This window comes from Mycobacterium sp. 3519A (assembly GCF_900240945.1).
Taxonomy (GTDB): Bacteria; Actinomycetota; Actinomycetes; order Mycobacteriales; family Mycobacteriaceae; genus Mycobacterium.
In genome coordinates, this window is the sequence record NZ_OESG01000011.1 from 389178 (window position 1) to 415879 (window position 26702).

Genomic DNA, 26702 nt, shown 5'->3' on the forward strand with positions numbered 1-26702 from the left:
AAAACCCTCTCCATCGAGCAGCGGAATCTGGCGTCGCGACGATTACGGAGCCACTGGCTGATCCCTGACCATTTTCGTCATGGTCACCGCAGGCTCCGGCACCGAACGGATCGTCGTCGTACGCGACGGTATCCGGCTCGCAGTGCGCGACCAAGGGCCGCGGCACCCCGAGGCCACCGTGGTGCTGCTGCACGGGCTGTGCCTCGAGCAGGGCTCATGGGCAGACCAGATCCGGCAACTGACCCGGCAGTGGGGCGACCGCATCCGCATCATCAGCTATGACCACCGCGGCCACGGCGAGTCGGATTCCGCGCCGAAACGCACCTACACGGTGTCGCAGCTCGCCGAAGATCTCGCCGACGTCCTGACCGCTCTTCGGGTCACTGGCCGAGTCACCCTCGCGGGTCACTCGATGGGCGGCATGGTCGCCCTCGCCTACCTTGGCCTGCCTCGCGCCGATCGGCCGGTGGAGCCGCACGGACTGATCCTCGTTGCGACGGCCGCGGGCCGGCTCGCCGAGCGCGGCCTCGCTCGACTGTTGGCCAGCCCCGCAACCGACATGCTGTGCGGGCTCGCCGGTTTCGCGCCGCAGCGCGCCATTCGGCTGCTGACCAAGCCCGTATGCGCGACGTTGGCCCGTCAGATCGGCAACAACGCGCGTTCGACACTGAGCGCGTTGTTCGCCAATGCCCTTGCTGCCACCACATCCCTCGACTCCGCCGTCGGGTTCCTGCCCAGTCTGCGGTCCTACGACCAGACCGCCACGCTCGCCTCGGTCCGCGCCCAGACGATCATCCTCAGCGGGGGAGCCGACGTCCTGACGCCGCCGTCGCACTCGCACGACATGGCCGCCGCCGTCCCCGGCGCCGCACACGAGCACCACCCCTTCGCCGGGCACATGCTGCTGCAGGAGGCTGCGCACGCCGTCACAGCCGCCATCAGCCGCACGATCGTCACGGCTGTCGGCGCCGATCTCGTCGAAGCGAGGACAGCGTGAATCTCGTCGAGCGTCTCCGCTCCCACTTCGAAACCTACGGTGAGCGCCGCACTTTCACATTTCTGCAGGAGTCCGGTCGAACCCTCGTCGAGGACGTCGCGACGTTCCGCGACCTCGACCGCGGAGCCCGCGAGGTGGCCGTGTGGCTTACCTCGCGGCCCGAGGCCTCCCGACCGGTGCTGTTGTTGTTCGAACCCGGCCTCGAGTTCTGGCGGGCATTCCTTGGTTGCCTCTACGCCGGAGTGATCGCGATACCTGCACCGCTGCCGCATGATTCGCGCAGCATGCAGCGGGTCGCCCGGATAGTGCGCGATGCGGACAGCAGTCTGGCGCTGACGACCGCCAAGCTTCGTGACCTCCTCGCAGCGGGCGTTGACGGTCTCGGCCTGGACGACCCAATTGTGTTCGAGGCCATCGACGAATCGAAGCCGGTCGACCCCGACGCGTGGAGCATGCCTGCCATCGCGGCCGACACCGTCGCCTTTCTTCAGTACACGTCCGGGTCGACGGGCGACCCGAAGGGCGTCGTCGTCACCCACGGCAACGTGATGAGCAACACCGCCGCGATCACCGCGGCACTGACAGTGTCCGACGGTTCTGTCTTCACCGGCTGGATCCCACATTTTCACGACATGGGTCTCATCAGCGTCCTGAGCGCTTTCTCCGTCGGTGCGAAGGTCATCGCGATGTCACCTCTCGCGTTCCTCAAGCAGCCGGTCCGGCTGCTCAGGATGATCAGCGATTACCGCGGAACCCACACCGCTGCACCGAATTTCGCCTATGACCTGATCGCGCGGAGGGTGACTGGAGAACAACTGGCCGGCCTTGACCTTTCCTCCTTGGCGGTGGCGCTCAACGGCGCCGAACCGGTTCGCCGTCGCACCGTCGAGCGGGTTACCGAGATGCTCGCTCCGTTCGGTTTCGCACCGTCGGCAATGAGTCCCGCGTACGGCATGGCCGAGGTGACGCTGATGGCCACCTTCGCCCGCGATCACCCACGTTTTCTGGACGCCGACGCTGATGCGCTCGAGCAGAACCGCTACGAACCTGCCACGGGCCGTGCGGTCAGCCTGATGAGTTCGGGCGCGCCTGCACTCGGTATCGACGTGCGCATTGTCGACCCACACACCTTGCGTGAGTTGCCTGAGGGCCGCGTCGGCGAGATCTGGTTGCGCAGCGCCAGCGTCGCGGCCGGTTATTACCAGCGCCTCGCGGAGACGTTCGAAAAGTTCGACGCGTACACCTCCGGCGGCGTTGGGCCCTATCTGCGCAGCGGCGATCTGGGACTGCTCCACGACGGCGAGCTGTACGTGGCCGGCCGCCTCAAGGACCTGTTGATCGTCAACGGCCGCAACCTGTATCCGCACGACATCGAGGAGTTCGTGCAGGGCGTGCACCCGGCCGTCGCCGGTGCACGCGGGGTCGCGGTGTCGGTCGACGTCGACGACGCCGAACGGCTGGTCCTGATTCAGTCGGTCAAACCGGAACTGCTCGGCGATACGAGCTACGGCGAGCTCGCCGGCGCCGTCAAGGGTTCCGTGGCCCGCGCCTTCGACATCTCCGCTCCCGCAGTGGTTTTCGTCAACCGTTCCGGCATCCACCTGACCACAAGCGGAAAGGTGCAGCGCGCATCGATGCGGGCGGCCTTCCTCAACGCCGAACTGACCGATGTCGTCCACGACAGCACCGCAACCGTAGGAGCCCTCACATGAACGCCGACCGCCGCTCGATCCTGCGCTGGCTCACCGCGCAGCTCGCGTCCTATCTCGAGGTGTCAACCACCGCGATCGATCCGATGGTGCCGCTCGCCGAGATGGGCGTCGACTCGGTGCACGCGGTCAGCCTCGTCGGGGATGTGGAAGCACACTTCGACATCGACGTCGACCCGACGATGATCTTCGACTACCCGACGCTGGCTCACATCGCCGAGTTCATCGACGCCGCCGTCGCCGAGCAGCAGGAGGCGGTGGCGTAATGAGCGACGTCGCCGTCGTCGGAATCGATTGCCGCTTCGCGAAGGCGGGCGATCCGGCCGCGTTGTGGAAACTGCTGCTGGACGGCGCCGACGGCATCGATGAGATTCCGGCGGACCGCTTCAACGCGGCCGAACTGCATGACGACGGGACCCTCAACCACCGCACCGGCGGGTTCATCAGCGACGCCGACGCGTTCGACAACGACTTCTTCGGCATCACGCCGCGCGAGGCCCAGGCGATGGATCCCCAACAGCGCCTGCTTCTGCAGGCGACGTGGCGCGCGCTGGAAGACGCCACGCTCGACCCGCGTGCACAGGCCGGTTCGGCCACCGGAGTGTTCGTCGGGGTGATGGCCAACGAATGGGCGCATGTACATCTGACGGACTACCGCGAAATCACCGCGCAATCGGGTTCGGGCAACGGCTATTTCATGACGGCCAACCGGCTGTCCTACCAACTCGATCTCAGAGGGCCGAGCCTCGCTGTGGACACCGCGTGCTCGTCGTCGCTTGTCGCAGTGCACGTGGCCGCGCAGGCGCTGCGCAACGGCGAATGCGACCAGGCCATCGCCGCCGGGGTCAACCTCACCCTGACCCCCGCCGTCAACGTTTTCTACACGCAGGCCGGGCTGGCCGCACCGGACGGGCGCTGCAAACCGTTCAGCGGCGCAGCCGACGGAATCGGCCGCGGCGAAGGCGTGGCGGTCGTCGTGCTGCGACGGCTGGAAGACGCGGTGGCCGCAGGTCTGCCGATCTACGCCGTGATCAAGGGCAGCGCGGTCAACAGCGACGGCCGCAGCAACGGCATCACCGCGCCGAACCGCTGGGCCCAGCAGCAGGTGGCCGCCACCGCATATCGGGCTGCCGGCATCGTGCCTGCGCAGATCGCCTTCCTCGAAGCGCACGGCACCGGAACGCTTCTCGGCGACATGATCGAGGCGAAGGCGATGGCCGACGCGCACCGCTCGGGCCGCGACGAGCCCTGCGCAATCGGGTCGATCAAGGGCAACCTCGGCCATACCGAGGGCGCGGCAGGCATCGCAGGGCTGATCAAGATTGCGCTGAGCCTGCATCACCGGGTGGTGCCTGCGTCCCGGTTCGCAGAGACCGAGAACGCCCGACTTCGGTTGGCCGCCGGGGGACTGCGGCTGCTCACTTCGCCGATGGAACTCCCGGCCGAAACCGTGTATGCGGGGGTCTCCAGCTTCGGAATCGGCGGCACGAACTGCCATATGGTGCTCGCCAGTGCACCTGCGGTTGAGCCAGCTTCGACCGCAGCCGGCGACGGCGTGTTCACCCTGTCAGCCGACTCGCCGGAGGCGCTGCACTGCAACGCGTTACAGCTCGCCGACGACATCGAGAACAGTGACGTCCCGATCGCCCAGTTGGGTTTCTCGACGAACCGGATCAAGTCTTCAGGCAAGGTTCGGCTCGCCGTCGTCGCCGCTGACCGCGCCGAGTCCGTCGCGGCACTGCGCGGCGACTTCGAAATCGGCACCGCGGCGGGAATGTCGGCGGGCTGGTTGTTCAGCGGGCAGGGCACGCAGTACCCGGGCATGGCGGCGTACGAAAGCAACGCGGTGTTCCGCGCCGCCTTTGACGCCGTCGACGCCGCGATGCTGCCGCACCTTGGCGTGCGGATCACCTCGATCATGAACGACAACCGCGTGAACGACACCGAATTCGCCCAGCCCGCGATCTTCGCGCTGCAGTACGCGCAGGCGCGGGCATTGCTTCAACTCGGTGCCGAACCCGCCTGGCTGCTCGGCCACAGCATCGGCGAGTACGCCGCCGCCGCGATCGCCGAGGTGTTCAGCCTCGACGACGCCTGCCGGCTGGTGATCGCACGCGGTCGGCTCATGCAACAGCTACCCGACGGCGGCGGCATGCTGGCGGTCCGGGCGGGTGTCGACGACGTGACCGGAGTGGGCCTCGACCTCGCCGCAGTGAACGGGACCGACGAAGTCGTGTTGTCGGGTGCGATGGAGGCGATCGACGAGGCCGTGCACACCCTGGCAGGCGTCGGGATCACCGCACGTCGGCTCAACGTGTCGCACGCTTTCCACTCCCGACTGATGGAGCCGATGACCGCGAAGTTCGCGTCGATCGCTACCGAAATCTCGTACCGACTACCCGTTTTCCCGATCTTTTCCACGCTGCGCGGCCGGCTGCTCGGCGACGACGAGCCGATGGATGCGGACTACTGGACCGAGCACATCGGTGCCACCGTTCGGTTCGCCGACGCGGCAGCAGAGGCGATGCACGCCGAGCCGACACACCTCGTCGAGTTCGGCGCCAAGCGCACGCTCGCTCCGATGATCACGCGCGCCCACCGCAAAGCGCCATCCGCCCTCACCGTCGCGACAGGCGTCACCAAGGTCGTCGCCGCGCTTTACCGCGACGGTCTGAACCCCGACTGGAACCTGCTGTACCCCAACGAAGCTCGGGTTCCTCACCGGCTCAGTGGCTACTCGTTCAGCACCGCCAACCGCTTCTGGGTGAAAGAACCTGTATCCACCACGGCCCCAGCCACCAAGGACTCGACCATGGACAACCTCATCGCCCTGTTTCGCGAACAGGCGGCCGTCCTGGCCGCCTACGGCCAGGGTGACGCGCCGGTCACCGCCGCGACGACGCCCGCGCCGCAGGCGAACCCGGCCGTCGACGTCGCCGCGATTGTGCGCGCCGAGGTCGCACGCGTCAGCGGCTTCCCGGATGCCAAGTTGCGCGCGGCGCAGACCATCGCAGGCGACCTCGGCTTCGATTCGATCATGGTGACCGACCTTGCGAGCGGGCTCGCTCGCAAGGGCATCACGATCGACCCCAGTGGATTCGGCCAGGCGACGACCATCGCCGATGTGATCGCCATGGCGGGCGGACGGGTACCGGAGTCTGCGGCAACGGAAGTCGCGCCGACAGTGAGCCCGCAGTTCCGGATCGGGGAGTTCGAGGAAGTCAAGGCGTTGGCCGATCGGAAGGCGCTCGCCGAGGCCGTCGGCGTCGAGAACCCCTACTTCCTGGTGAACGACGGCGTCACCCGCGACACCTCGGTGATCAACGGTGCCGAGGTCATCAACTTCTCCAGCTACAACTACGTCGGCATGTCGGGTCACCCCGCGGTGGCCGCGGCCGTGTCGGACGCGGTGCGCCAATGGGGCAGCTCCTGCTCGGCGTCGCGCCTGCTGTCGGGGGAGAAGCCCGTCCACCGCGAATTGGAACTCGAGTTGGCGAACCTGCTCGGCACCGAGGACGCGATGGCACTGGTCAGCGGTCACGCGACCAACGTCACCGTGATCGGGCATCTGCTCGGCGGCGGCGACCTGGTGATCCACGACAGCCTCGCGCACGACAGCATCATGCAGGGCTGCAAGCTCTCCGGCGCCACCCGCAGGCCGTTCCCGCACAACGACCCCGGTGCGCTCGACCAGCTGCTCACCAGCATTCGTCACCAGTACCGTCGGGTGCTGATCATCATCGAAGGGGTTTACAGCCAGGACGGCGACATCCCGGACCTGCCAGCCTTCATCGAGGTCAAACGCAAGCACCAGGCCTTGCTGATGATCGACGAGGCACACAGCATCGGTGTGCTCGGTGCCACCGGTGGTGGCATCGGTGAGCACTTCGGCGTCGACCGCGCCGACGTCGAATTGTGGTCGGGCACAATGTCGAAGGCGCTGGCCGGCTGCGGCGGTTACGTGGGCGGCAGCAGGGAACTCATCGAGTTCCTGAAGTACACGACGCCGGGCTTCATCTACAGCGTCGGCATGCCGCCACCCACAGCGGCAGCGTCGCTCGCGGCGATCTGGGCGATCCGCAGCGAGCCCGAGACGTTGAAGCGGCTACGCGACATGTCCGCCCTGTTTCTGGAGCTGGCCCGCGAAGCCGGTGTGGACACCGGCGAGAGCGAGGGCACCCCGGTGATCCCGTGCATCGTCGGGAGCTCCGTCACCGCGCTGAAGCTGTCGAATGCGCTGCTGCGCCGCGGCATCAACGCCAATCCGATCCTCTACCCGGCCGTGCCGGAGGACAAGGCGCGGTTGCGGTTCTTCGTCACCAGCTGCCATTCGGAAGAACAGATCCGCTACACGGTGAAGACGATCGCCGAAGAGCTCGCCATTCTCGCCGACTCTCCGGCAGGCGGGTGAGACGGTGCGACTGTTCTGCTTTCACCACGCAGGCGGGGGACGGACGACGTTCAACGCCTGGAATCGGGCGCTGCGCCCGGCCGTCGAAGTCGTTGCGGTCGAGATTCCCCACCGCGAGCGATTCGACACGCTGCGCCACCTCGTGGACGAAGTCAGCGATCAGCTGCGACCCGCGCTGGCTGCCCCGCACATGTTCTTCGGCCACAGCTTCGGCGCACTGTTGGCCTATCGGCTGGCATGCAGGCGGGCCGCAGACGGTGCCCCGCCGCCTCGGGCGGTTTTCCTGTCTTCATATGCTCCGCCACACCTGCCCGCGCCGCTTCATGCTGTGAACACCCTCGACGATCACCAGCTTGCGACACTTCTGTCCGATTTGGGTGGAATGCCGCACGAGATCATTCGATGGCCCTCGCTGCGCGATCGAGCCGTCGCGACAGCGCGAAATGACCTGCGGCTGTGCATGACTGACGACGAGGACAGTACCGCGTTGCTGTCCTGCCCGATCCACGCCTTCGGAGGCAGCGACGATCCCGTCGTCAGCGAAGCCGACCTGCACGAATGGGGTATGCGCACATCCGCGGACTTCTCGGTGCAGATGCTGCGGGGCGGCCACTTTTACCTCAATGACAAGCCGCAGTTGTTCGCGGTCCTGAAGCCCCTGCTGTCGACGGTCGGGGCAGCGAGATGCTGACCCGGCTGGCCGAGTTCGTGGTGCGACGGCCCAAGGTGGTGCTGTTTGCCGTCGCGGCTGTGCTTGGTGTCAGTATCGTTTTCGGCGGCACGGTCTCCGAGAAGCTCGGCATCGGTGGCTTCGTCGACCCCGCGTCGGAATCGACTCAAGTGGCCGATTTTCTCGACGAGAACTTCAGCACCACACCGAATCTGGTGCTTCAGGTTGCAGCCGCCGAAGGCACCGTCGACAGCCCGGCGGTCACCGCGGCCGCGGATCGACTGCGCAAACTCGTCGAAACCGAGTCGTCGGCGAAGGTGATCGGATCGTTCCAACAGGATCCGGCGGGCGATCTGCGTAGTCGCGACGGGCAGTCAGGGTTGATCCTGGTCAATGTGGGGGGTACCACCGACGAGGCCGCGAAGACGGCGAGGCGACTCATCGGGAAGCTACCCGCGACCGATCAAGACGTCTCGGTGCGCGTCGGCGGATCGCTTGGCGTGCAGGAGGAGATCGAGAGCAGGGTCCATCACGATCTGCTGATCAGCGAGAGCATCGCGTTGCCGATCTCGCTCGCGGTGCTGGTGCTCGTCTTCGGCGGACTCGTCGCGGCTTTCCTGCCGCTGGCCGTCGGTCTGACCTCGATCGTCACCACGATGCTGGTGTTGTACGTCATGACCACGATCACCGACGTCTCGGTGCATGCGCTCACCGTCGCGACGGCATTCGGACTCGGATTGTCCATCGACTTCGGCTTGCTCATGGTGTCGCGCTTCCGCGAGGAACGGGACAGGGGCAGAGACCACGAGTCGGCCATCGTCGCGACGGTCACGACTGCCGGCCGCACGATCATCTTCAGCGCGGCCACCGTCACCCTGGCCATGGCTGGACTTCTGGTGTTCCCCACCTACTTCCTGCGCTCAGTCGGCGTCACGGCCAGTGCGGTCGTCATCCTGTCGGCCTTCAGCGCAATCGTCGTGGTGCCCGCACTCTTGGCCGTCCTGGGGCGGCGGATTGACGGGCTCGCGGTGGTGCGTCGCAAGGCTCCGCTTTCGGCCGATTCGGTGTTCTGGCGACGTTTCGCCGGCGCGGTGACGCGCAGACCGCTGCGGTGCGCCTTGCCGGTCGTCGCTGCGCTGCTGGCTCTTGGCATTCCGTTCCTGAGCGCACAATTCGCCACGCCCGACGAGCGCGCGTTGCCGTCAGACTCGAACGCGCGCTTGTTGGCCGACTCACTGCACACCGACTACGCCGTGGACGCCTCGCAAGCGGTCACGCTGCTGGCCCGCACCGACGCCGCAGCCCTCGAAGAGCTCGCCGCCGCCGTGTCGGACATCCCCGACGTGGTCCGGATCGATGTGCTCCCTGCCAGTGAAAAGTCCGGCGCTGCTTACGGGTTGGCGTATCTATCGGTCGGTGCCCAGTCGGATGCCGCTCAACAAGTCGTGCGCGATATCCGTGCAAAGGTCACCGATCACCAGGTCCAAGTGGGCGGTCCCACCGCGACGCTCATCGACAGCCGCGCCGCTGTCGCGGACCGGCTTCCGTTGGCGATCGCCATCATCGCACTGGCGACGTTCGTGCTGCTGTTCCTCTTCACGGGCAGCATCGTGGTGCCGGTCAAAGCGCTCGCCCTCAATCTGTTGGTGCTGAGCGCCGTGCTCGGAGCGATGGTCTGGATCTTCCAGGACGGGCATCTGGCTTCGTGGTTGGGCGTCAGACCCGCGCCGCTGAACCTGTCGATGGTGGTGCTGCTCTGCTGCATCGCGTTCAGCTTGTCCGTTGACTACGAAATCTTTTTGCTCAGCAGGATCAAGGAAGCCCGCGACGCGGGGTTGTCGAACAACGACGCCATCGTCGTCGGACTGGGGCGCGTGGGGCGAATCATCAGCAGTGCAGCGGTTTTGCTCACCATCACGCTGCTGTCCTTCGCCAACGGGTTGTCCTTCATGAAGATGTTCGGCATCGGCACGGCGCTCGCGGTCGTCCTCGACGCGACCGTGATCCGCGGCATCATCGTGCCTGCATTCCTGCGCGTCGCAGGCGAGTTCAACTGGTGGGCGCCGCGGCCACTTCGACGGCTGCACGATCGCATCGGCTTGCGCGAGGTGCCACCGAGTGTCGCGCCGACGCGGTGCTCAGAGCCGGATACCGTCCGCTTCCTGAACAACGCGCTCAACGCTCCGACGGTCCGGATCAGGCCGCTGCTGGGTTTCCTTGTTCTCGAGGACGATTCCCGAGTCGCGATCGACCGGGACTGCGTGGTAGGCCGGATCCCGCAGGAGTCCAGCGCCGTCGGACGACGCGGCTTTCGTCCCATTCGCATCCCCGGACTCACGAGCGAGATGTCGCGGGTCCACATCGAGATCCGCCACGTCAACGGTCAGGTGTTCGTGGTCGACGCCGGCTCCAGGAACGGCACCTTCATCCGTGAGCCCGCGGGTCGCGGCTGGGTCCGGTTGGCGCCCTTGCGCCCTGCGCTGTTGCGTCCTGGAACGGTCATCCGGATCGGCTGCCGGACGCTCCGCTACGAATAGGCTTACCGGCCAACGGGTCCGGCGCCGTCAACGCCCCGATTCCGAAGGGTCTCGGGTCACCCGATCGGGTCGGGCGTACACGTTCATCGATTCGCCCCGCAGGAACGCCACCAGTGTCAGCCCGGACTGGCTCGCCAGGTCCACCGCCAGCGATGACGGCGCCGACACCGCGGCCAGCACCGGAATGCCTGCCATCACGGCTTTCTGGGTGAGCTCGAAGGACGCCCGTCCGCTGACCAGTAACACGGTCCCGGTCAGCGGGATGCGGCGGGCTTCCAGCGCCCAGCCGATCACCTTGTCGACGGCATTGTGTCTGCCGATGTCCTCACGCACGGCGAGCATGGTGCCGTTGGTGTCGAACAGCGCCGCACCGTGCAACCCGCCGGTGCTGGCGAACACCTTCTGCTCGGCGCGCAGCTTGTCGGGCATGGCGGCCAGCGTGTCCATGGCCACCGTCGACGGATCGTCACCGGGGCAATGACGGCTGCTCAGCCGCACGGCGTCCAACGATGCTTTGCCGCAGACGCCACACGACGAGGTGGTGTAGAAGTTGCGGGTGACGTCCACATCGGGCATCCGCACACCCGGCGCCAGCGTCACGTCCAGCACGTTGTACGTGTTGACACCGTCGTCGGTGGCGCCTCGGCAATACCGCACGGCCAGCACATCGTCACGCTCGGCGATCACACCCTCGGTGAGGAGAAAACCCTGGGCCAGTTCGATATCCGAACCCGGTGTGCGCATGGTGACGGTGACCGCGGTGCCGTTGACTCTGATCTCCAGCGGTTCCTCGACCACCAGGGTGTCCGGCCGTGCGACGGAATCGTCGGCGGTGACGTGTTGGACGCGCCTGCGCGCGGTCACTCTGCCCATGCCACCAGCCTAGGCCGAGTCGAAGTCGACCCAGGCGGCGTCGTCGGCGTTCGACGCCAGGGTGGCCTCGACGAAGCGGACACCGATCAGCCCGTCGACGCCGGTGGGGATCGACAAATCATGGGCGGGTTGACCGCGCAGCAGGTCGGCGAGGTCTGAATAGAAGTTCGCGAAGGCCTCGAGGAAGCCTTCCGGATGGCCGAGGCCGATGCGGGTGAGGCGGGCCGCGTCGTCGGAAAGCGTGCTCATGCCGTGCGGCAGGATCGTTGCGCCGCCTCCGGCGTCGCGCACCGTCAGGTGTTGCGGGTCTTCGTGGCGCCATTCCAGGCTCGCCTTGTCGCCGAACACCCGGATCCGCAGCCCGTGCTCGTGACCGGTGGCGGCCATGGTCGCCCACACCGTCGCGGGTGCACCGTTGGCCAGCGTCAAGCGCACGGTCGCGTTGTCGAACACCTGCCGGCCCGGCACGAGCGTGCTGAGTTCGGCCGAGACCCGGATCGGCTCCAGACCGGTGATGTAGCGCAGCAAATGAAACGCGTGGGTGCCGACGTCTGCGACGGCGGTTGCGACGCCGCCGCGTGCCGGGTCCATCCGCCACTGGTCGACGTCGGCCGCCGCCCAGCCGGACGCATGCTCCGCAGCGACGAACCGTATTCTGCCGAGCTCGCCGTTGCGCACCATTCTGGCCGCGTGCCTGACCATCGGATACGCCGAATAGATGTGCGGGACAGCAAGAATCACGTTGTTGGCGGCCGCGGTCGCGACGAGCTGCTCGGCCGTGGCCGAATCGTTGGTCAGCGGCTTCTCACACACGACCGCGATGCCGGCCTCGAGGAACGCGGTGGTGATGTCGAAGTGGCTGTCGTTGGGGGTGACGACAGCGACCACGTCGAGGCGCCCGGCTTCTTGTTCGGCCATCTGCCGGTAATCTTCGTACACACGCTCGACATTCAGTGTTTCGGCAAACTCCTCCGACGCTGCCTGGTCTCTGCCGAAAATTCCTGCCGTCAGCACGTATTGGTTGTCCAGCCACATCGCGTGGCGGTGGGCCGCGCCGATCATCGCGCCCGGCCCGCCGCCGACCATGCCCGCATTGAGTCGCATCCCTCCATCTTCCGCGTGCGAGCGCCGGGCGTGCGCTATCTACGCCGGGCAGATGGCCAACGTGTCGGATCTCGCGCGCCGGCGCGGAGTACTTCCTGGTCGGGCCCGCGCTTCTTCCTCGCCCGCCCCGATCTGGTCAACGCGGGGCGTACCTTGTTTGGCGCCAAGCCCCCCAAGGGCCAAGAGTTCGACGACCATTACTTCGGCGCCGTGCCCGAGCGGGTGCTCGGCTTCATGATGGACATCGAGCGAGAGCTGTGCAAGCTCGGCATCCCGGCCAAGACTCGGCACAACGAGGTGGCGCTCGGCCAATTCGAGGTCGCGCCGATGTTCGAGCGAGCCAATCTCGCCTCCGATCACCAGCAACTGCTGATGACCACCTTCAAGACGATCGCCAAGAAACGCGGCATGGAATGCCTGTTCCACGAGAAGCCGGTCATCCGAGCGGTGCACAAATATGCACCGTTGCTCCGGATCTCGGTGGCTTCGGCGACCAACGACCATCGACTCGGCGCGAATGACGCTCCGCCCGCGATCATCTCGATCTTCCTCGGCGATCAACTCGCCGATGTCTTCGAGCAGATCGCCAAGGATCGGCACATCGTCGAAGGGCAGCGCGGTGGTGTTCAACGGCGACGGCTAGTCGGAGAAATGGCAGATCGAAGCCGCCGAGCGCGGTCTGCCCGCGACGTTCTGCTGCCCGCCATGAACGCGGTGCGTACCGCCGCGGACACGTTGAAAGGCATTGTGGCGGAGGATTGTTGGCCGCCGCGGACCTATCAGGAGATGCTCTACATCCTCTGAAGCGACATCGCGGATCACGTGACCAGCCTCAGGTGTTCTTGGCGATCCAATCCGACGTGAAGCGCTCGATGACAGCAAACTGATGGGCGAGCGAGCGGCCCATGATGTTCTCGAACTTGCCGCCGACCAATGGCACTTTGAATTCCACGGTCGCTTCGCATTTCAGGCGCGAACCGTTACGCGCCGGCGCCAGCAAGGCCATTCCGACGCCGGACCCCGGCGCCCCGTGTGCGGCGATGTCAACTTCTCCGCGCATGATGCCGTCGCAGATCGGACTCCACGTCTCGGTCTGCAGGACTCGCCAACTGTGTGGGAAGAACTTCGCGACCAGCGCAGGCAGCCCTTCGTCGCGCACTTCGTGAACGATGACGACGGTCACGGAGCCGTCGTCGACGGTCAGCGAGTCCAGCCTGCCCAAGCCGCCGAATGCCGCCAGCCGCGCCACCCAGTAACCCTCCGCTGAGAACGCCGCATGAATCTGTTCGACGCTGGCCGAGGAGTCGATCGAGAATTCGACTGACCGTGGCACACCAAGGAGGCTAGCCGCGAGTGCTGCATCGAACAGAGTAATTGACGCCTGCGTCCGCGAAACTCTTTGCCCACGAGACTTTTTCGGGAGCAAAGAGCTATGTGATGGTTTACCTCTCCGTCAATTGAGAGTTAGTCTGATCGGCAAAGAAGCACGTCTCACTGGATTGAGCCCGGAAAGGGCGGCAGGCCGCGCTCTGGTGAACCGTTCCCGGGTACCAGGTACCGGGCTTCTCGTCGCAACCTTGAGGCGAGGTGAACCGACGTGGGGGACAGAATCGGGCGCTTGGTCCCGCTCAGCGGTGAGGGCGGCCCGATTTGCTAAAGCGTTGGCCGACAAGGTTGCCGCGGACGGGCATGACGGGCACAGCCACAGCGGGCCGTGTTTTCCAGCGGCTGGGCGAGTTCATCGTGTGGAAGCCGTGGATCGTGGTCGCCTGCTGGATTGCGCTGGCCCTCGTTCTGCCAACGATGTTTCCGAGCTTGGCATCGGTCGTACAGAAGCAGCCCGCCTCTCCGTTACCCGCCGGCGCCCCGGCGATGGTCGCCACGGAGCAGATGGCCAAGGCGTTCCCCGATTCCGGTTCGGAAGACAACGTGCTGCTGTTGCTCTTGACCAACGAACGCGGGTTGAGCGCGTCTGACGAACAGATCTACCGAACGTTGGTCGACCGCCTCCATCGGGACATCAACGACGTCGTCATGTTGCAGGACTTCGTTAGCACACCTGCGTTGCGCGAAACACTCACCAGCCGGGACGGAAAAGCTTGGATCCTGCCGGTTGGCCTCGCAGGTACCTGGGGTTCCGCGGCGTCCGACGCCGCGTACAAACGGGTTACCGGCATCGTCGAGAACACCGTCGCCGGCACGACGCTTACGGCGAACCGGACCGGAACAGCGGCCACCGTCGCTGACTACATCGACGTCAGTGCTCGAGATCAAGGCCGGATCGAAGCTGCGATCATGACTCTGTTGCTGGTGATCCTGCTGATCATCTACCGCAACCCGATCACGATGTTGTTGCCGTTGGTCACCATCGGCTTCTCGCTCGCGATCGCAGGGCCGGTCCTGGCCGGGGTCTCCCAACTGGGCCTGGCGGTTTCGAGTCAGACGATCGTCTTTCTCACGGGAATGGTCGCCGGTGCCGGAACGGATTACGCCGTCTTTCTCATCAGCCGGTACCACGACTTCTTGCGCCACGGCGCGGACTCGGACCAAGCGGTGAAGAGCGCGTTGAGCTCCATCGGAAAGGTGATCGCCGCTTCGGCTGCCACGGTCGGCCTCACGTTCCTTGGGATGAGCTTCACCCGATTGGAATTGTTTGCAACGACCGGTCCCGCGTTGGCGATCGGGATCGCCCTCGCGTTCGTTGCTGCGGTGACCCTGCTGCCAGCCATCGTCGTCCTGACCGGTCGCCGAGGCTGGATCAGACCACGGCGTGAACTCACCACCCGTTTCTGGCGGAGGTCTGGCATTCGAATTGTCCGCCGCCCCGCGGCCAATCTTGTCGCGAGCTTGATCGTGTTGATCGTCTTGGCCGGTTGCCTGGGTGTGGTGCGCTACAACTACGACGACCGCAGGGCGCTGCCGAATTCCGTCGAAAGCTCAATCGGCTATGCCGCGATGGATCGACATTTCCCGTTGAGTTCGATGATTCCCCAGTACCTGTTGATTCAGTCACCGCACGATTTGCTGACTCCAAAAGCGCTCGCCGACATGGAACAAATGGCACAGCGGGTAAGCCAGCTCCCCGCTATGGCGGCGGTCCGCGGTATCACTCGACCCAACGGAGTGCCGCTGGAAGAAGCCAGCACGACGCATCAGGCCGGCGAAGTGGGAAAGCGACTCGACGACGCGTCGGTGCTGATCAAGGATCGCGGCGCCGACTTGGACCGATTAGCCTCTGGCTCAAACCAATTGGCCGACGGCATAACCGTCCTTCGGGACCAGTTAACCAAGCTGATGTCCGGCGTCAGCGGTCTGATCGATGCTCTCAAGTCGGTCGAGAGCCAGTTCGGCGGGAGCACGACGTTCGGACAGATGGGTGACTCCGGCCGCCTGATCGGCGGAATGCGCTCCCTCGGTGACACGCTTCAAGTGACCTTCGGCAATATGGCCACCAATCTGGAGTGGGTTGATCCGGTAGTGGTCGCACTCGACGGCAGCCCATACTGCGACGGCGACCCCCTCTGTGTCGGTGCGCGCGACCAGTTCCGGCAGATTCAAACCGCCAAAAACGATGGGACCATCCAAAAGCTCGCCGGGCAGTTGCAGTCGACTGGACCGCTTTCCAATCTGTCGCAGATGGTCTCGAAGTTGACCTCATTGATGAACTCGCTCACCGGTCCGATGGGCTCGGTCGGAATGGCCGGCGGCAGCGGCTCGTCTCAACCCGGCGACATGCAACAAGGCCTTGATTCACTTGCCGATGGAGGGCGGCAGGTGGCTGACGGTGTGCAGGAACTCGTTAACCAAACCAAACGGATGGGCGCAGATCTCACCGAGGCGTCAAAGTTCCTGCTGGCAATGAAGAATGATGCCGCGACGCCATCGATGGCGGGGTTCTATATTCCGCCGCAAGTGTTGACGTCGGACGATTTCAAGAAGGCGGCCACGTTCTTTGTGTCGGCTGATGGGCATGTGGCGAGGTATTTGGTACAGACGGAACTGAGTCCCTTCAGCACCGCAGCAATGGATCAAGTCAATGCGGTCATCAATACCGCTCGTGGAGCTCAGGTGAACACCGCGCTGGCGGATGCGAAGATATCGATGACGGGATACACGGCGACCCTCCGAGACGCGCGGGACTACTACAACCACGACATTCGATTCATCGTCCTCTTGACCGTGATTGTCGTGCTCTTCATCCTGATTGCTCTGCTGCGTGCGATCGTCGCGCCGCTTTACCTCATCGCTTCGGTGGTCATTTCCTATTTGGCGGCGCTCGGTATGGGCGTCGTCGTGTTCCAATTCGTCCTTGGCCAGGAATTGCACTGGAGCGTGCCCGGGCTTGCCTTCATCATCTTGGTCGCAATGGGCGCGGACTACAACATGCTGCTCATCTCCCGCATCCGCGACGAGTCGCCGCGGGGCATACGATTCGGCGTCATCCGCACCGTCGGCTCGACCGGCGGTGTGATCACTGCGGCTGGGCTCATCTTCGCAGCCTCCATGTTCGGTCTGCTGTTCTCCAGCATCAGCACCAACATCCAAGCGGGCTTTGTGGTTGGCATAGGAATTCTGTTGGACACCTTTCTAGTACGTACAGTGACGGTCCCGGCGATGGCTGTTCTGGTAGGTCGTGCGAACTGGTGGCCGTCGCAATGGCGACCGCGGTTGCCGGAGCGGGTCAGCTCACCCGAACGACGTACAGCAGGTGTGCCAGATGGATGACAACACCTGGGATCTCCTTTGCTATTTGTCAAAACCTCGGTCCGACATTGTTCGTGAGCAGTACCGTTTGGAACCGTTCCATCTAACTCGACTAGATGCCTTGGAGAACCAATGAGCATCAACCCGTTCGACGACGAGAGTGCCAACTTCCTCGTTTTGGTCAACGACGAAGAGCAACACAGCCTGTGGCCAACGTTTTCCGATGTTCCGGACGGCTGGCGGGTGGTTTACGGCGAAGCGGACCGCGCGTCGTGTCTGGACTACATCGAAAAGAACTGGCCCGACATCAGACCGAAGAGTCTGCGCGACAGGATTGCTGAGCGTGAGGCCGAGAGATAGCCGGATGTCGGCGTCCGGCTGGTGAGAACAACTCAAGAGCGGTGAGGAGAGCCGACTGGATTGGGGGGCGGTCGGATGGAACTTGGTCGCCAGGCACTTGAGCGGTCGCGACGACCACTGAAGATGCGGCTTGCCCATGAATCCGTTCCCTTCGCAACGGACTACCGGTCCCGAGCAAACATGTTGATTCAGAACACTTTTCAACGGCAAGAACCCACCCTTACAGAACCTCCGAACTAGAAGAGGGTGACGGGCAGTGCATGAACCACGAGAAACCTCTGTCGCCGTGATCGGCGTGGCCTGTCAGCTTCCGGGCGGCATCAACTCTCCAGAACGGTTGTGGGATGCCCTGCTGCGCGGTGACGACCTGGTCACCGAGATTCCGGCCGACCGATGGAACGCCGACGAATACTACGATCCCCAGCCGGGGGTGCCGGGTCGGTCGGTATCGAAGTGGGGCGGGTTCCTCGATGACGTCGCCGGCTTCGACTTCGAGTTCTTCGGGATCAACGAGCGCGAGGCCATCGCCGTCGACCCCCAACATCGCCTGCTCCTGGAAACCTCTTGGGAGGCTGTGGAACACGCCGGTATCACGCGGAAAACAATGACCGACTCGTTGACGGGTGTGTTCGTGGGGCTGACGCATGGCGATTACCAGCTGCTGGCCGCAGACGCGCACGCTGTGGAAGGGCCCTATGGCTTCACCGGCAGCAGTTTCAGTCTGGCGTCCGGCCGGATCGCTTACGCCCTAGGGCTTCACGGCCCTGCCGTCACAGTGGACACCGCATGTTCGTCTGGTCTGACCGCAGTCCACTTGGCGTGCCGCAGTTTGATCGACGGTGAAAGCGACCTTGGCCTGGCCGGCGGGGCCTCTGTCATCCTGGACCCACGCAAGTTCGTCGCTGGCTCGGCGGAGGGCATGCTGTCTCCGACCGGACGATGCCATGCGTTCGATGTCGGCGCGGATGGGTTCGTGTGCTCCGAAGGCTGCGTCGTGGTGCTGCTCAAACGTGTGGCCGACGCGCTGAACGACGGCGATCGGATCCTGGCCGTCATTCGCGGCACGGCCGCCAACCAAGACGGCCATACCGTCAACATCGCCACACCATCGGTGACAGCGCAGACGGCCGTCTATCGGGCGGCGTTGACGGCTGCGGGCGTCGACGCAGGCACCATCGGTATGGTCGAGGCACACGGCCCCGGCACCGCGGTCGGCGACCCAATCGAGTACACCAGCCTGTCCAACATCTACGGCATCGAAAACCCCTGTGCACTAGGCACACTCAAAACCAATTTCGGGCATGCGCAGTCAGCCGCCGGAACGCTGGGGCTGCTGAAGACGATCCTGGCCCTGCAGCACGGTGTGATCCCTCCGAACCTGCACTTCACCCGGTTGCCGGACGATTTGGCCCGAATCTCTACGAAGCTCTTTGTGCCACAGACAATCACGCCATGGCCTGTTGGTAGTCGTCCGCGCCGCGCGGCCGCGTCCTCGTACGGGCTCTCCGGCACCAACGTGCATGCGATCCTGGAACAAGCTCCTGAAGTGGCCGTGCCCGAGACCATCCCACCCGAAACCGGCATGGGGCAGCGTTGGCTGTTCCCGCTGTCGTCCACTTCAGCTGAGGGGCTGCGTTGTACCACCGGCAGTCTGGCCGACTGGCTCACTGCACACGACGACGTGTCGTTGCCGGATCTGGGCTACACCCTGTCCCGTCGGCGGACCCACCGTCCAGTGCGGACGGCCGTCCTGGCCGGCGCCCGGTCGGAACTCCTCGCGACCTTACGAGAAGTCGCCGCTGGCGACACGCCCTTTCAGGCCGCGGTGGGCCAAGACGACCGTGGACCGGTCTGGGTGTTCTCCGGTCAGGGCTCGCAGTGGGCGGGGATGGGCGCTGAACTGCTCGCGACGGAACCGGTTTTCGCGTCAACCGTCGCGCAGGCCGAACCGCTGATCGCCCGCGAGGCGGGATTCTCGGTCACTGAAGCGATGACCGCGAGGAAAACCGTCACCGGTATCGACCGTATCCAACCGACCCTGTTCACCATGCAGGTCGCGTTGGCCGCTGCGATGCGCTCTTACGGGGTGATGCCCGGGGCCGTCGTCGGGCACTCCCTCGGTGAGGTGGCGGCCGCGGTCGTCGCCGGGGCCCTGTCACTGGAGGACGGCGTGCGCGTCATCTGTCGGCGCTCCCGACTGATGTCTCGCATTGCCGGAGCGGGTGCGATGGCGACGGTGGAACTGCCTGCCCAACAGGCGGTTTCGGAACTGGTGAGCCGGGGCGTGACCGATGTTGTGGTGGCGGCTGTGGCGTCACCACAGTCGACCGTGATCGGCGGAGCCACTGAAACGGTACGCAGCCTGGTGGCCTGCTGGGAGCAGCGGGATGTGATGGCCCGTGAGATTGCCGTCGACGTCGCCTCACACTCACCCCAAGTCGATCCGATCCTCGACGACCTGGCCGACCTGCTCGCGGGCCTGGACCCGACGACACCGCGGGTTCCATTCTACTCGGCCACCATGTACGACCCACGTGAGCGGCCGCTGTGCGATGCCGGCTACTGGGTGCACAATCTGCGCCATATGGTGCGGTTCGCACCGGCGGTGCAGGCCGCCCTGGAGGACGGCTACCGGGTATTCGCGGAATTGGCGCCGCACCCACTGCTCAAGCATGCCGTGGAGCAGACCGCGCGCAGCCTCGACATACCGTTGGCGGTGCTGACCGCCATGCGTCGTGACCAACCGCTGCAACAAGGGCTGAGTGGCTTGGCGTCGGATCTGCACAGCGCAGGTGCTGCAATCGATTTCGCGGTTCTCTACCCGAGTGGACGGCTCGTCGACGCGCCGCTGCCTGCCTGGACTCACCAAAAGCTGTTCTTCAGCCGTGGTCGTCAAGACTCCCCGACACATGGAAATTGCACTGTTTCCGTGCATCCGCTGCTCGGTGCACACGTGCGACTGCAAGAGGAACCCGAACGCCACGTCTGGCAAGCCGAGATCGGTACTGCCGCCCAGCCCTGGCTCCTCGACCACAGGATCGGCGAGGTGGCCGTGCTGCCGGCGGCGGCATACTGCGAGATGGGTTTGGCAGCCGCACGCGCGGTGCTTGGCGACGCCGCTGAACTCCGTGATGTCCGCTTCGAGCAGGCGCTGCTTCTCGATGACCAGACGACGATCGGCGCCTCGGCGACGTTGTCAACGTCGGGCGCTCTCGAGTTCGTCGTGGAAACCAGCAGCGGCGACGAGCGCACGCGACAGGCCACCGCAGTCCTGGCCGGAGTACAGCAGGAACCGCGGCCGGCACACGACATTTCACTGTTGCTTGCCGAGCATGCGCACCGCGAAGACGGTGCCGAAGTGCGTGAGCGGCTGGCAAAGCGCGGTGTTCAGTACGGTCCGGCGTTCACCGGACTGTCCGCCGTGTACACCGACGGAGGGACAACCGGCACGGTGCTCGCTGAGGTCGCACTACCGAGTCAAATCCGTTCGCAGCAGGATGCATACGGCGTGCACCCAGCACTGCTCGATGCCTGCTTCCAGTCCGTTGCGGCGCATCCGGAGCTGAGGAATCTAGGTGACGAAGTGATGGCGTTGCCACTGAGCATCGCGCAACTGCGGTACTACGGTGCCGCCCGCAGCGCCCGGTACTGCTACACCCGCATAACCCGGGCCGATAGCTTCGGCGTTGAATCCGACCTCGACCTGTTGGACGAGCACGGCGCAGTCCTGCTCACGGTGCGGCGGCTGCGATTGGGCACCGGAATATCCGAGGACGGCCGCAAGGATCAGGTCCTGGCCAACCGGCTGTTGACGATCGAATGGCGGCAAAGAGAACTGCCCGAACCGGATCAAGCCGAGGCGGGGAACTGGCTACTGATCAGCCTTGCGGACATCGACCCGAGGTCCACGGAATTGATCCAATCCCTGAGTGCATTCGGGGCGCAATGTACAAGCGTTCGGTGGCCACTGAACACCGACGTCGCCGCCAACGCGGAAGCCGTACAAAACCTGCTGTGCACGGGCGGATTCACCGGTGTTGTTGTCCTGACAGCGCCCGACAGCGGTGATGTCGGGAGGCAGTGGCCGGTGGCGGGTCGCGAGTGTGTCGCGCAGTTGTTGCACGTCGCTCGCGAACTGTCGGAGGTACCTGGATCACCTCGCCTTTTCGTCATTACCCGCGGTGCCCGCGCCGTGCTCGACGGCGAGCAGCCGAACCTTGCGCAAGCTGGCCTGCGCGGCCTGCTCCGGGTGATCGGCACCGAACATCCGCATCTGCGCGTGACTCAGATCGACATCGACGAAGCGACTGACACCGACCGCCTGATACGGCAATTGCTCGGCGGGTCCGAAGAAGACGAGACCGCCTGGAGGAGCGGCCAGTGGTACACCGCGCGACTGTGCCGCACTCCGTTGCGCCTCGAGGAGAGAAGAACCACCGTCGTGGACCATCAGCGTGACGGCATGCGTCTGCAAATCGATGTGCCAGGCGACCTCGAGACGATGTGCCTGGTGGCAGCCGAACGGGTCTCACCCGGGCAGGGACAAATCGAAGTATCGGTCAAGGCTTCCAACATCAACTTCGCCGACGTGTTGGTCGCCTTCGGCCGCTACCACTCATTCGAGGGCCGAAAGCAGCCGCTTGGCACCGATTTCGCCGGCGTGGTGACGGCGGTGGGACCAGGCGTGACAGACCACGAGGTCGGCGATCGGGTCGCAGGTCTGAGCGGTGACAGCTGTTGGGGCACGTTCATCACCTGTGACGCGCGCCTGGCGGTCACCCTGCCGGGCGGAGTCTCCGATGAGCATGCCGCTGCGGTGCCGACCGCGCATGCCACCGCCTACTACGGTTTACATGAGCTGGCCGGCATCAAAGCAGGCGACAGGGTCCTGATCCACTCTGCGACCGGCGGGGTGGGACAGGCGGCGATCGGGATGACTCGCGCAGCGGGTGCGGAGATCTTCGCTACAGCCGGTAGCGAGGAACGTCGACAACGGTTGCACGACATGGGCATTGACCACGTCTATGACTCGCGCAGCACCGACTTCGCCGACGAGATACGCCGACACACCGACGGGTACGGCGTGGACGTCGTGCTCAACTCGGTCACCGGGGCCGCCCTACGAGCCGGCCTCGAATTGCTCGCTGCGGGCGGACGATTCGTCGAGATCGGCAAACGCGACATATACGGAGACAGCCGACTCGCGCTTTTTCCGTTCCGGCGCAACCTCGCGTTCTACGCCGTCGACCTTGCATTGCTGGCGTACAGCCAGCCGGATCGGGTCCGAGACGTGTTGACCACGGTGTACCAACTGATCGCTAACGGCGCGCTGCCGCTGCCGGAGATCACGCACTACCGGCTGGCCGACACCGCCAGCGCCACCCGCGCAATAGGGGCCGCCCAGCACAGCGGAAAACTCGTGCTCGACATCCCGCGTACGGGTTGTAGCCGAGTGGTGGTACCCCCGGAACAGGTTCGTGTCTTCCGCCGTGACGGGTCCTACATCATCACCGGCGGTCTCGGAGGGTTGGGTCTGTTCCTTGCAGAGAAGATGGCCGCGGCGGGCTGCGGGCGCATCGTGCTGTCGTCGCGTTCAGGCCCGACTCGCAGCACGCTTGAAACCATCGAGTGCATACGCGCGATCGGCACCGACGTGGTGGTGGAGTGCGGTGACATCGCCGACGCCGGCACCGCGCAGCGGTTGGTATCCATTGCGACCGCCACGGGGCTACCGGTACGCGGCGTGTTACACATGGCGGCGGTGGTCGAGGACGCCACTCTGGCCAACGTCACCGACGAGTTGATCGATCGCTGCTGGGCTCCAAAGGTTTACGGTGCATGGAATCTGCACACTGCTACCGCCGACCAGCCCTTGGACTGGTTCTGCTCGTTCTCGTCGGCGGCCGCATTGGTGGGCTCGCCGGGGCAGGGCGCCTACGCCGCGGCGAACAGTTGGCTGGACGCCTTCACACACTGGCAGAGGTCCGAAGGAGTTCCCGCCACGGCGATCGCTTGGGGCGCTTGGGCAGAGATCGGGCGTGCGGCTGCCTTGGCGGAAGGCGCCGACGCGGCGATCGCCCCCGACGAAGGCGCTTACGCGTTCGACGCACTGCTGCGCTACGACCGCCCCTACACCGGCTACGCCCCACTCGCCAGTAGCCCGTGGCTGACGCACTTCGCTCAAAGCAGCCCCTTCGCCGAAGCCTTCCGGTGTGTCGGACAGGATTCGACGGGCACCAGCAGGCTGCGCGCCGAACTCGATGAGCTTCCCGTGGACGAGTGGCCGACCCGCCTGCGACGGCTGGTCTCCGAACAAGTAAGCGTGATTCTGCGTCGTAGCGTCGACCCCGACCGACCGCTGTCCGGTTACGGCCTTGACTCCCTCGGTGGACTCGAACTACGCACCCGCATCGAGAGCGAGACCGGAGTTCGCATCGCGTCCGCCGACCTCGCCACCATTTCGATCCGCAGCCTGGCAGAGGTGCTGTGCGAGAAACTTGCGCCGCTAAGCGGCTGACGACGGCACACCAGACGTAGCTAGGCTAGTTATTGCGAGAGCAAACTGACCGTCGCGGATGCGCGCAAACGTCGTCGGGTCAGGCGCCCGAGCGTTATGGACTGACGTTGGCGACAATTTTTTTGCGAAACCGCTCTTTCGCCGAATTAACCTGCAGTACCGTTCAACCCGGGTCGACGCCGCTCGACGGCCCCAGGCAACCATGATCCATAACCCGTCGGACGACAGAACTACAGAGGTCCTCGTATTAGGCAGAGACGAGGAGCGGAACAGGTTGTCGCCGAAATTTGCTGGGAGTCAGCTGAACGCCAAGCGGTTGATGGCGAAGCAGACCATGCCGAGCGGATGGGACGCAGCGAACAAGACCACGCCGAGATCGAACGGGAGGATCTTGCGCAACCTTGTGGCCGAGCGAGGCCTTTGACTACACGACCGGCTTGATGGGGGGCGGTCGGATGGAACCTTCTGACCGGACATATCCGCTGACACGCGGACAGCTCGACATTTGGCTCGCCCACGAAACCGTTGGTGGCACCGAGTGGCAGCTCGGCCTGTTCGTCAGGATCGAGGGCCCTCTGGAACGTGCGCCGCTCGAGTGGGCAATTCGTCGGGCCCTGCAAGAGGCCGAACCGCTTAGGGCAACCTTCTTCGAGGTCGATGGCCAGATCTTTCAGCAGCCGATTGACTGCGAGGATGTCAAGCTGGACTTCTATGACTTGACCGGGTCGCAGGATCCCGTGCACGAGGCGCATGAGATGGCGTCATCGATCCAGCACGCGCGAATGCCTCTCAACGGCCCATTGTTCAAGTTCGCGCTATTCCGTACGCGACCCGACGAATTCTACTGGTTCACTTGCTGTCACCACATCGTCATCGACGCTTCGGGCATCGCCTTGGTCGGCCACCGAATCGCGACCATCTATTCTGCGGTCGTTTCCGGCATGCCCATACCGCCTGCCTTCTTCGGGTCGCTGCAAGACCTGGTCGAGTGCGAATCGGAATACGAAACGTCGGACAGCTATCTGGAAGATCAGAACTATTGGAGCAGGAACCTCGCATCGGAACGCACGGCGGACTACCGGGTGTCCCCGGCTGTCGGTGAGCAGGGTGGTGAAAACGCTTCTGCGCCAGTGCAATTAGATGCCACAGTCCTTAGCCGGGTTCAAGAGTTCGCCGAGCTGTGGAACATGCCTCGCTCGTCGGTCATCACCGCGGCGTGCGCGTTGCTGATGCGCGCCTGGTATGCCGAAAGCTCAGATGTAACCTTCGATTTTCCCGTCAGCCGCCGAGTTCACGCGGAATCCAAAGCGATTCCCGGGATGGTCGCCGGGATTGTGCCGCTGGTGTTGCACGCCTCACCCGACCTCACCGTCGCCGAATTCTGCGAGCATGTCGACTCACGAATACGGGAAGCTTTGCAACATCAGAGGTTCCCCGTCCAGTCCCTGGAGCGTAAGGCTCACCCGCACGGCGTACGGAATACAGGCCACCGGGTGAGTGTCAATTTCCTGCCAGCGGTGTTCACCCTCGACTTCGGCGGTGTCACTGGATCGGCTTCATTCACCAATTCCGGTCTGGTCGGGGGTTTCGGCCTGTTCTTCTCCGGTCTCGGTGATGAGTTGTTGTTCGGCACAGAGGGCATTGGACAGCCGTTCTCGAACTTCGACGTCTCGGAGCTGGCTGGACGGCTGCAACAGTTGCTCGTGGCGATGACCGCCGATCCGAGCTGTCGCTTGTCCTCGATCCGTGTCTTCGATGCCGACGAGGATGCCCAACTGGATGAATGGGGCAACCGAGCGGTATTGACGCAAGCCGCACCCCGTGCGGCGTCGATCCCGGAACTGTTCGCCGATCAGGTTGCGCGGGCATCTGAGGCGATAGCGGTGACCTGCGACGGTCGTTCGATGACGTACAGCGAGCTCGATGAGGCGTCGAATCGATTGGCGCACCTTCTAACTGACCATGGTGCACGTCCAGGAAGATTCGTGGCGCTGCTGTTCCCACGGTCGACTGAGGCCATCATCGCGACCCTGGCGGTGCTCAAGACGGGGGCGGCTTACGTGCCGATCGACCCCGCGACGCCTCCGGCCCGTATCGACTTCATGCTCGCGGACGCAGCGCCGATCGCTCTTGTCAGCACCACGGGATTGCCGGCCGGGCTCGGTGAGTGCGACGTGGCCGTCATCGATGCCGCTGACGCCCGCGTGGCCACACAAGCCACGACCGCGCTTCCCGCGCCGGCTCCTGACGACATCGCATACGTCATCTATACCTCGGGTACCACCGGTGTCCCGAAGGGCGTCGCGGTCACGCACGGTAACGTCACTGATCTTCTCGAGTCGTTGTATTCAGAACTCCCGGAACAGGTTTGGGCGCAGTGGCATTCATTGGCGTTCGATGCCTCAGTCGAAGAAATGTGGAGTGCGCTACTGTTTGGCGGCCGATTGGTGGTGGTGCCTGAGTCGGTGGCCGCCTCACCGGAGGACTTCCACACACTGGTGGTCGGCGAACAGGTGCACCAAGTCAGCCAGACTCCGTCAGCGCTGGCGGCGCTGTCCCCCGAGGGGTTGGGATCAGCGTCGGTACTCGTCGCTGGTGAGGCGTGTCCGGTGCAGGTGGTGGATCGGTGGGCGCCGGGTCGGGTGTTGATCAATGGTTACGGCCCGACCGAAACCACCATCTGCGCGTGTCGAAGTGCGCCGTTGGTGGCGGGTTCGGGTGTGGTGCCGATTGGGTTGGCGGTGCCGGGGGCGGCGTTGTTTGTGTTGGATGGGTGGTTGCGGCCGGTGCCGGTGGGTGTGGTGGGGGAGTTGTATGTGG

At 64.8% G+C, this 26702-nt stretch carries 14 protein-coding genes and 1 pseudogene; 12 read left to right on the plus strand and 3 right to left on the minus strand.

The features are described 5' to 3' along the window. The first annotated feature begins 79 nt into the window (after positions 1 to 79). Genes C1A30_RS01995 through C1A30_RS02020 form a run of 6 tightly spaced genes read left to right on the plus strand, consistent with a single transcriptional unit; the run spans position 80 to position 10324 of the window. Entirely contained in the window at positions 80 to 997 is a 918-nt protein-coding gene (locus tag C1A30_RS01995) for an alpha/beta fold hydrolase (protein ID WP_101946584.1), read from the plus strand. After that, the gene (locus C1A30_RS02000; protein WP_101946585.1) at positions 994 to 2709 is read left to right on the plus strand and encodes a fatty acyl-AMP ligase; all 1716 of its coding nucleotides are present in this window, start codon (positions 994 to 996) and stop codon (positions 2707 to 2709) included. The genes C1A30_RS01995 and C1A30_RS02000 overlap by 4 nt, the downstream gene beginning before the upstream one ends. Then, positions 2706 to 2972: an acyl carrier protein gene (locus C1A30_RS02005; protein WP_101946586.1), complete on the plus strand. Its 267-nt coding sequence runs from the start codon at positions 2706 to 2708 to the stop codon at positions 2970 to 2972. The genes C1A30_RS02000 and C1A30_RS02005 overlap by 4 nt, the downstream gene beginning before the upstream one ends. After that, the gene (locus C1A30_RS02010; RefSeq protein WP_101946587.1) at positions 2972 to 7117 is read left to right on the plus strand and encodes a type I polyketide synthase; all 4146 of its coding nucleotides are present in this window, start codon (positions 2972 to 2974) and stop codon (positions 7115 to 7117) included. The genes C1A30_RS02005 and C1A30_RS02010 overlap by 1 nt, the downstream gene beginning before the upstream one ends. A gap of 4 nt (positions 7118 to 7121) precedes the next feature. Continuing rightward, positions 7122 to 7808, plus strand: coding sequence for a thioesterase II family protein (locus C1A30_RS02015; protein WP_101946588.1), 687 nt, complete (start codon positions 7122 to 7124; stop codon positions 7806 to 7808). Further along, entirely contained in the window at positions 7802 to 10324 is a 2523-nt protein-coding gene (locus C1A30_RS02020; RefSeq protein WP_101946589.1) for an MMPL family transporter, read from the plus strand. Before C1A30_RS02015 ends, C1A30_RS02020 begins: the two co-directional genes overlap by 7 nt. Before the next feature lie 27 nt (positions 10325 to 10351). Here C1A30_RS02020 and fdhD read toward each other — a convergent pair whose 3' ends face one another. Together fdhD and C1A30_RS02030 are read right to left on the minus strand one after the other, a co-directional pair. Continuing rightward, positions 10352 to 11197, minus strand: coding sequence for a formate dehydrogenase accessory sulfurtransferase FdhD (fdhD, locus tag C1A30_RS02025; RefSeq protein WP_101946590.1), 846 nt, complete (start codon positions 11195 to 11197; stop codon positions 10352 to 10354). A gap of 9 nt (positions 11198 to 11206) precedes the next feature. After that, positions 11207 to 12301: a Gfo/Idh/MocA family protein gene (locus tag C1A30_RS02030; protein ID WP_235009608.1), complete on the minus strand. Its 1095-nt coding sequence runs from the start codon at positions 12299 to 12301 to the stop codon at positions 11207 to 11209. Between the two features lie 111 nt (positions 12302 to 12412). Here C1A30_RS02030 and C1A30_RS02035 point away from each other — a divergent pair. After that, positions 12413 to 12935 (plus strand): annotated as a pseudogene (locus C1A30_RS02035) (glutamine synthetase type III); the annotation flags it as partial. 17 nt (positions 12936 to 12952) lie between these two features. Further along, entirely contained in the window at positions 12953 to 13105 is a 153-nt protein-coding gene (locus C1A30_RS36470) for a hypothetical protein (RefSeq protein WP_369974087.1), read from the plus strand. Between the two features lie 28 nt (positions 13106 to 13133). Here the strand turns inward: C1A30_RS36470 and C1A30_RS02040 are convergent, their stop codons facing one another. Next, positions 13134 to 13634: a DUF2505 domain-containing protein gene (locus C1A30_RS02040; protein ID WP_101946591.1), complete on the minus strand. Its 501-nt coding sequence runs from the start codon at positions 13632 to 13634 to the stop codon at positions 13134 to 13136. A 428-nt stretch (positions 13635 to 14062) separates the two neighbouring features. Between C1A30_RS02040 and C1A30_RS02045 the strand changes: the two genes are divergently transcribed. The 4 genes from C1A30_RS02045 to C1A30_RS02060 form a co-directional block, all read left to right on the plus strand. After that, complete coding sequence (locus C1A30_RS02045) at positions 14063 to 17026, plus strand: RND family transporter (protein WP_142392532.1); 2964 nt, start codon at positions 14063 to 14065, stop codon at positions 17024 to 17026. A gap of 111 nt (positions 17027 to 17137) precedes the next feature. After that, positions 17138 to 17365 carry an MbtH family protein gene (locus C1A30_RS02050; protein WP_101946593.1) on the plus strand — a complete coding sequence of 76 codons (228 nt, stop codon included), beginning with the start codon at positions 17138 to 17140 and terminating at the stop codon, positions 17363 to 17365. Positions 17366 to 17621: 256 nt separating this feature from the next. Next, positions 17622 to 23882 carry a type I polyketide synthase gene (gene pks2 / locus C1A30_RS02055; RefSeq protein WP_101946594.1) on the plus strand — a complete coding sequence of 2087 codons (6261 nt, stop codon included), beginning with the start codon at positions 17622 to 17624 and terminating at the stop codon, positions 23880 to 23882. Positions 23883 to 24337: 455 nt separating this feature from the next. Then, positions 24338 to 26702 (plus strand): AMP-binding protein (locus C1A30_RS02060; RefSeq protein WP_142392530.1); only part of this gene is annotated, 2365 nt, incomplete at its 3' end.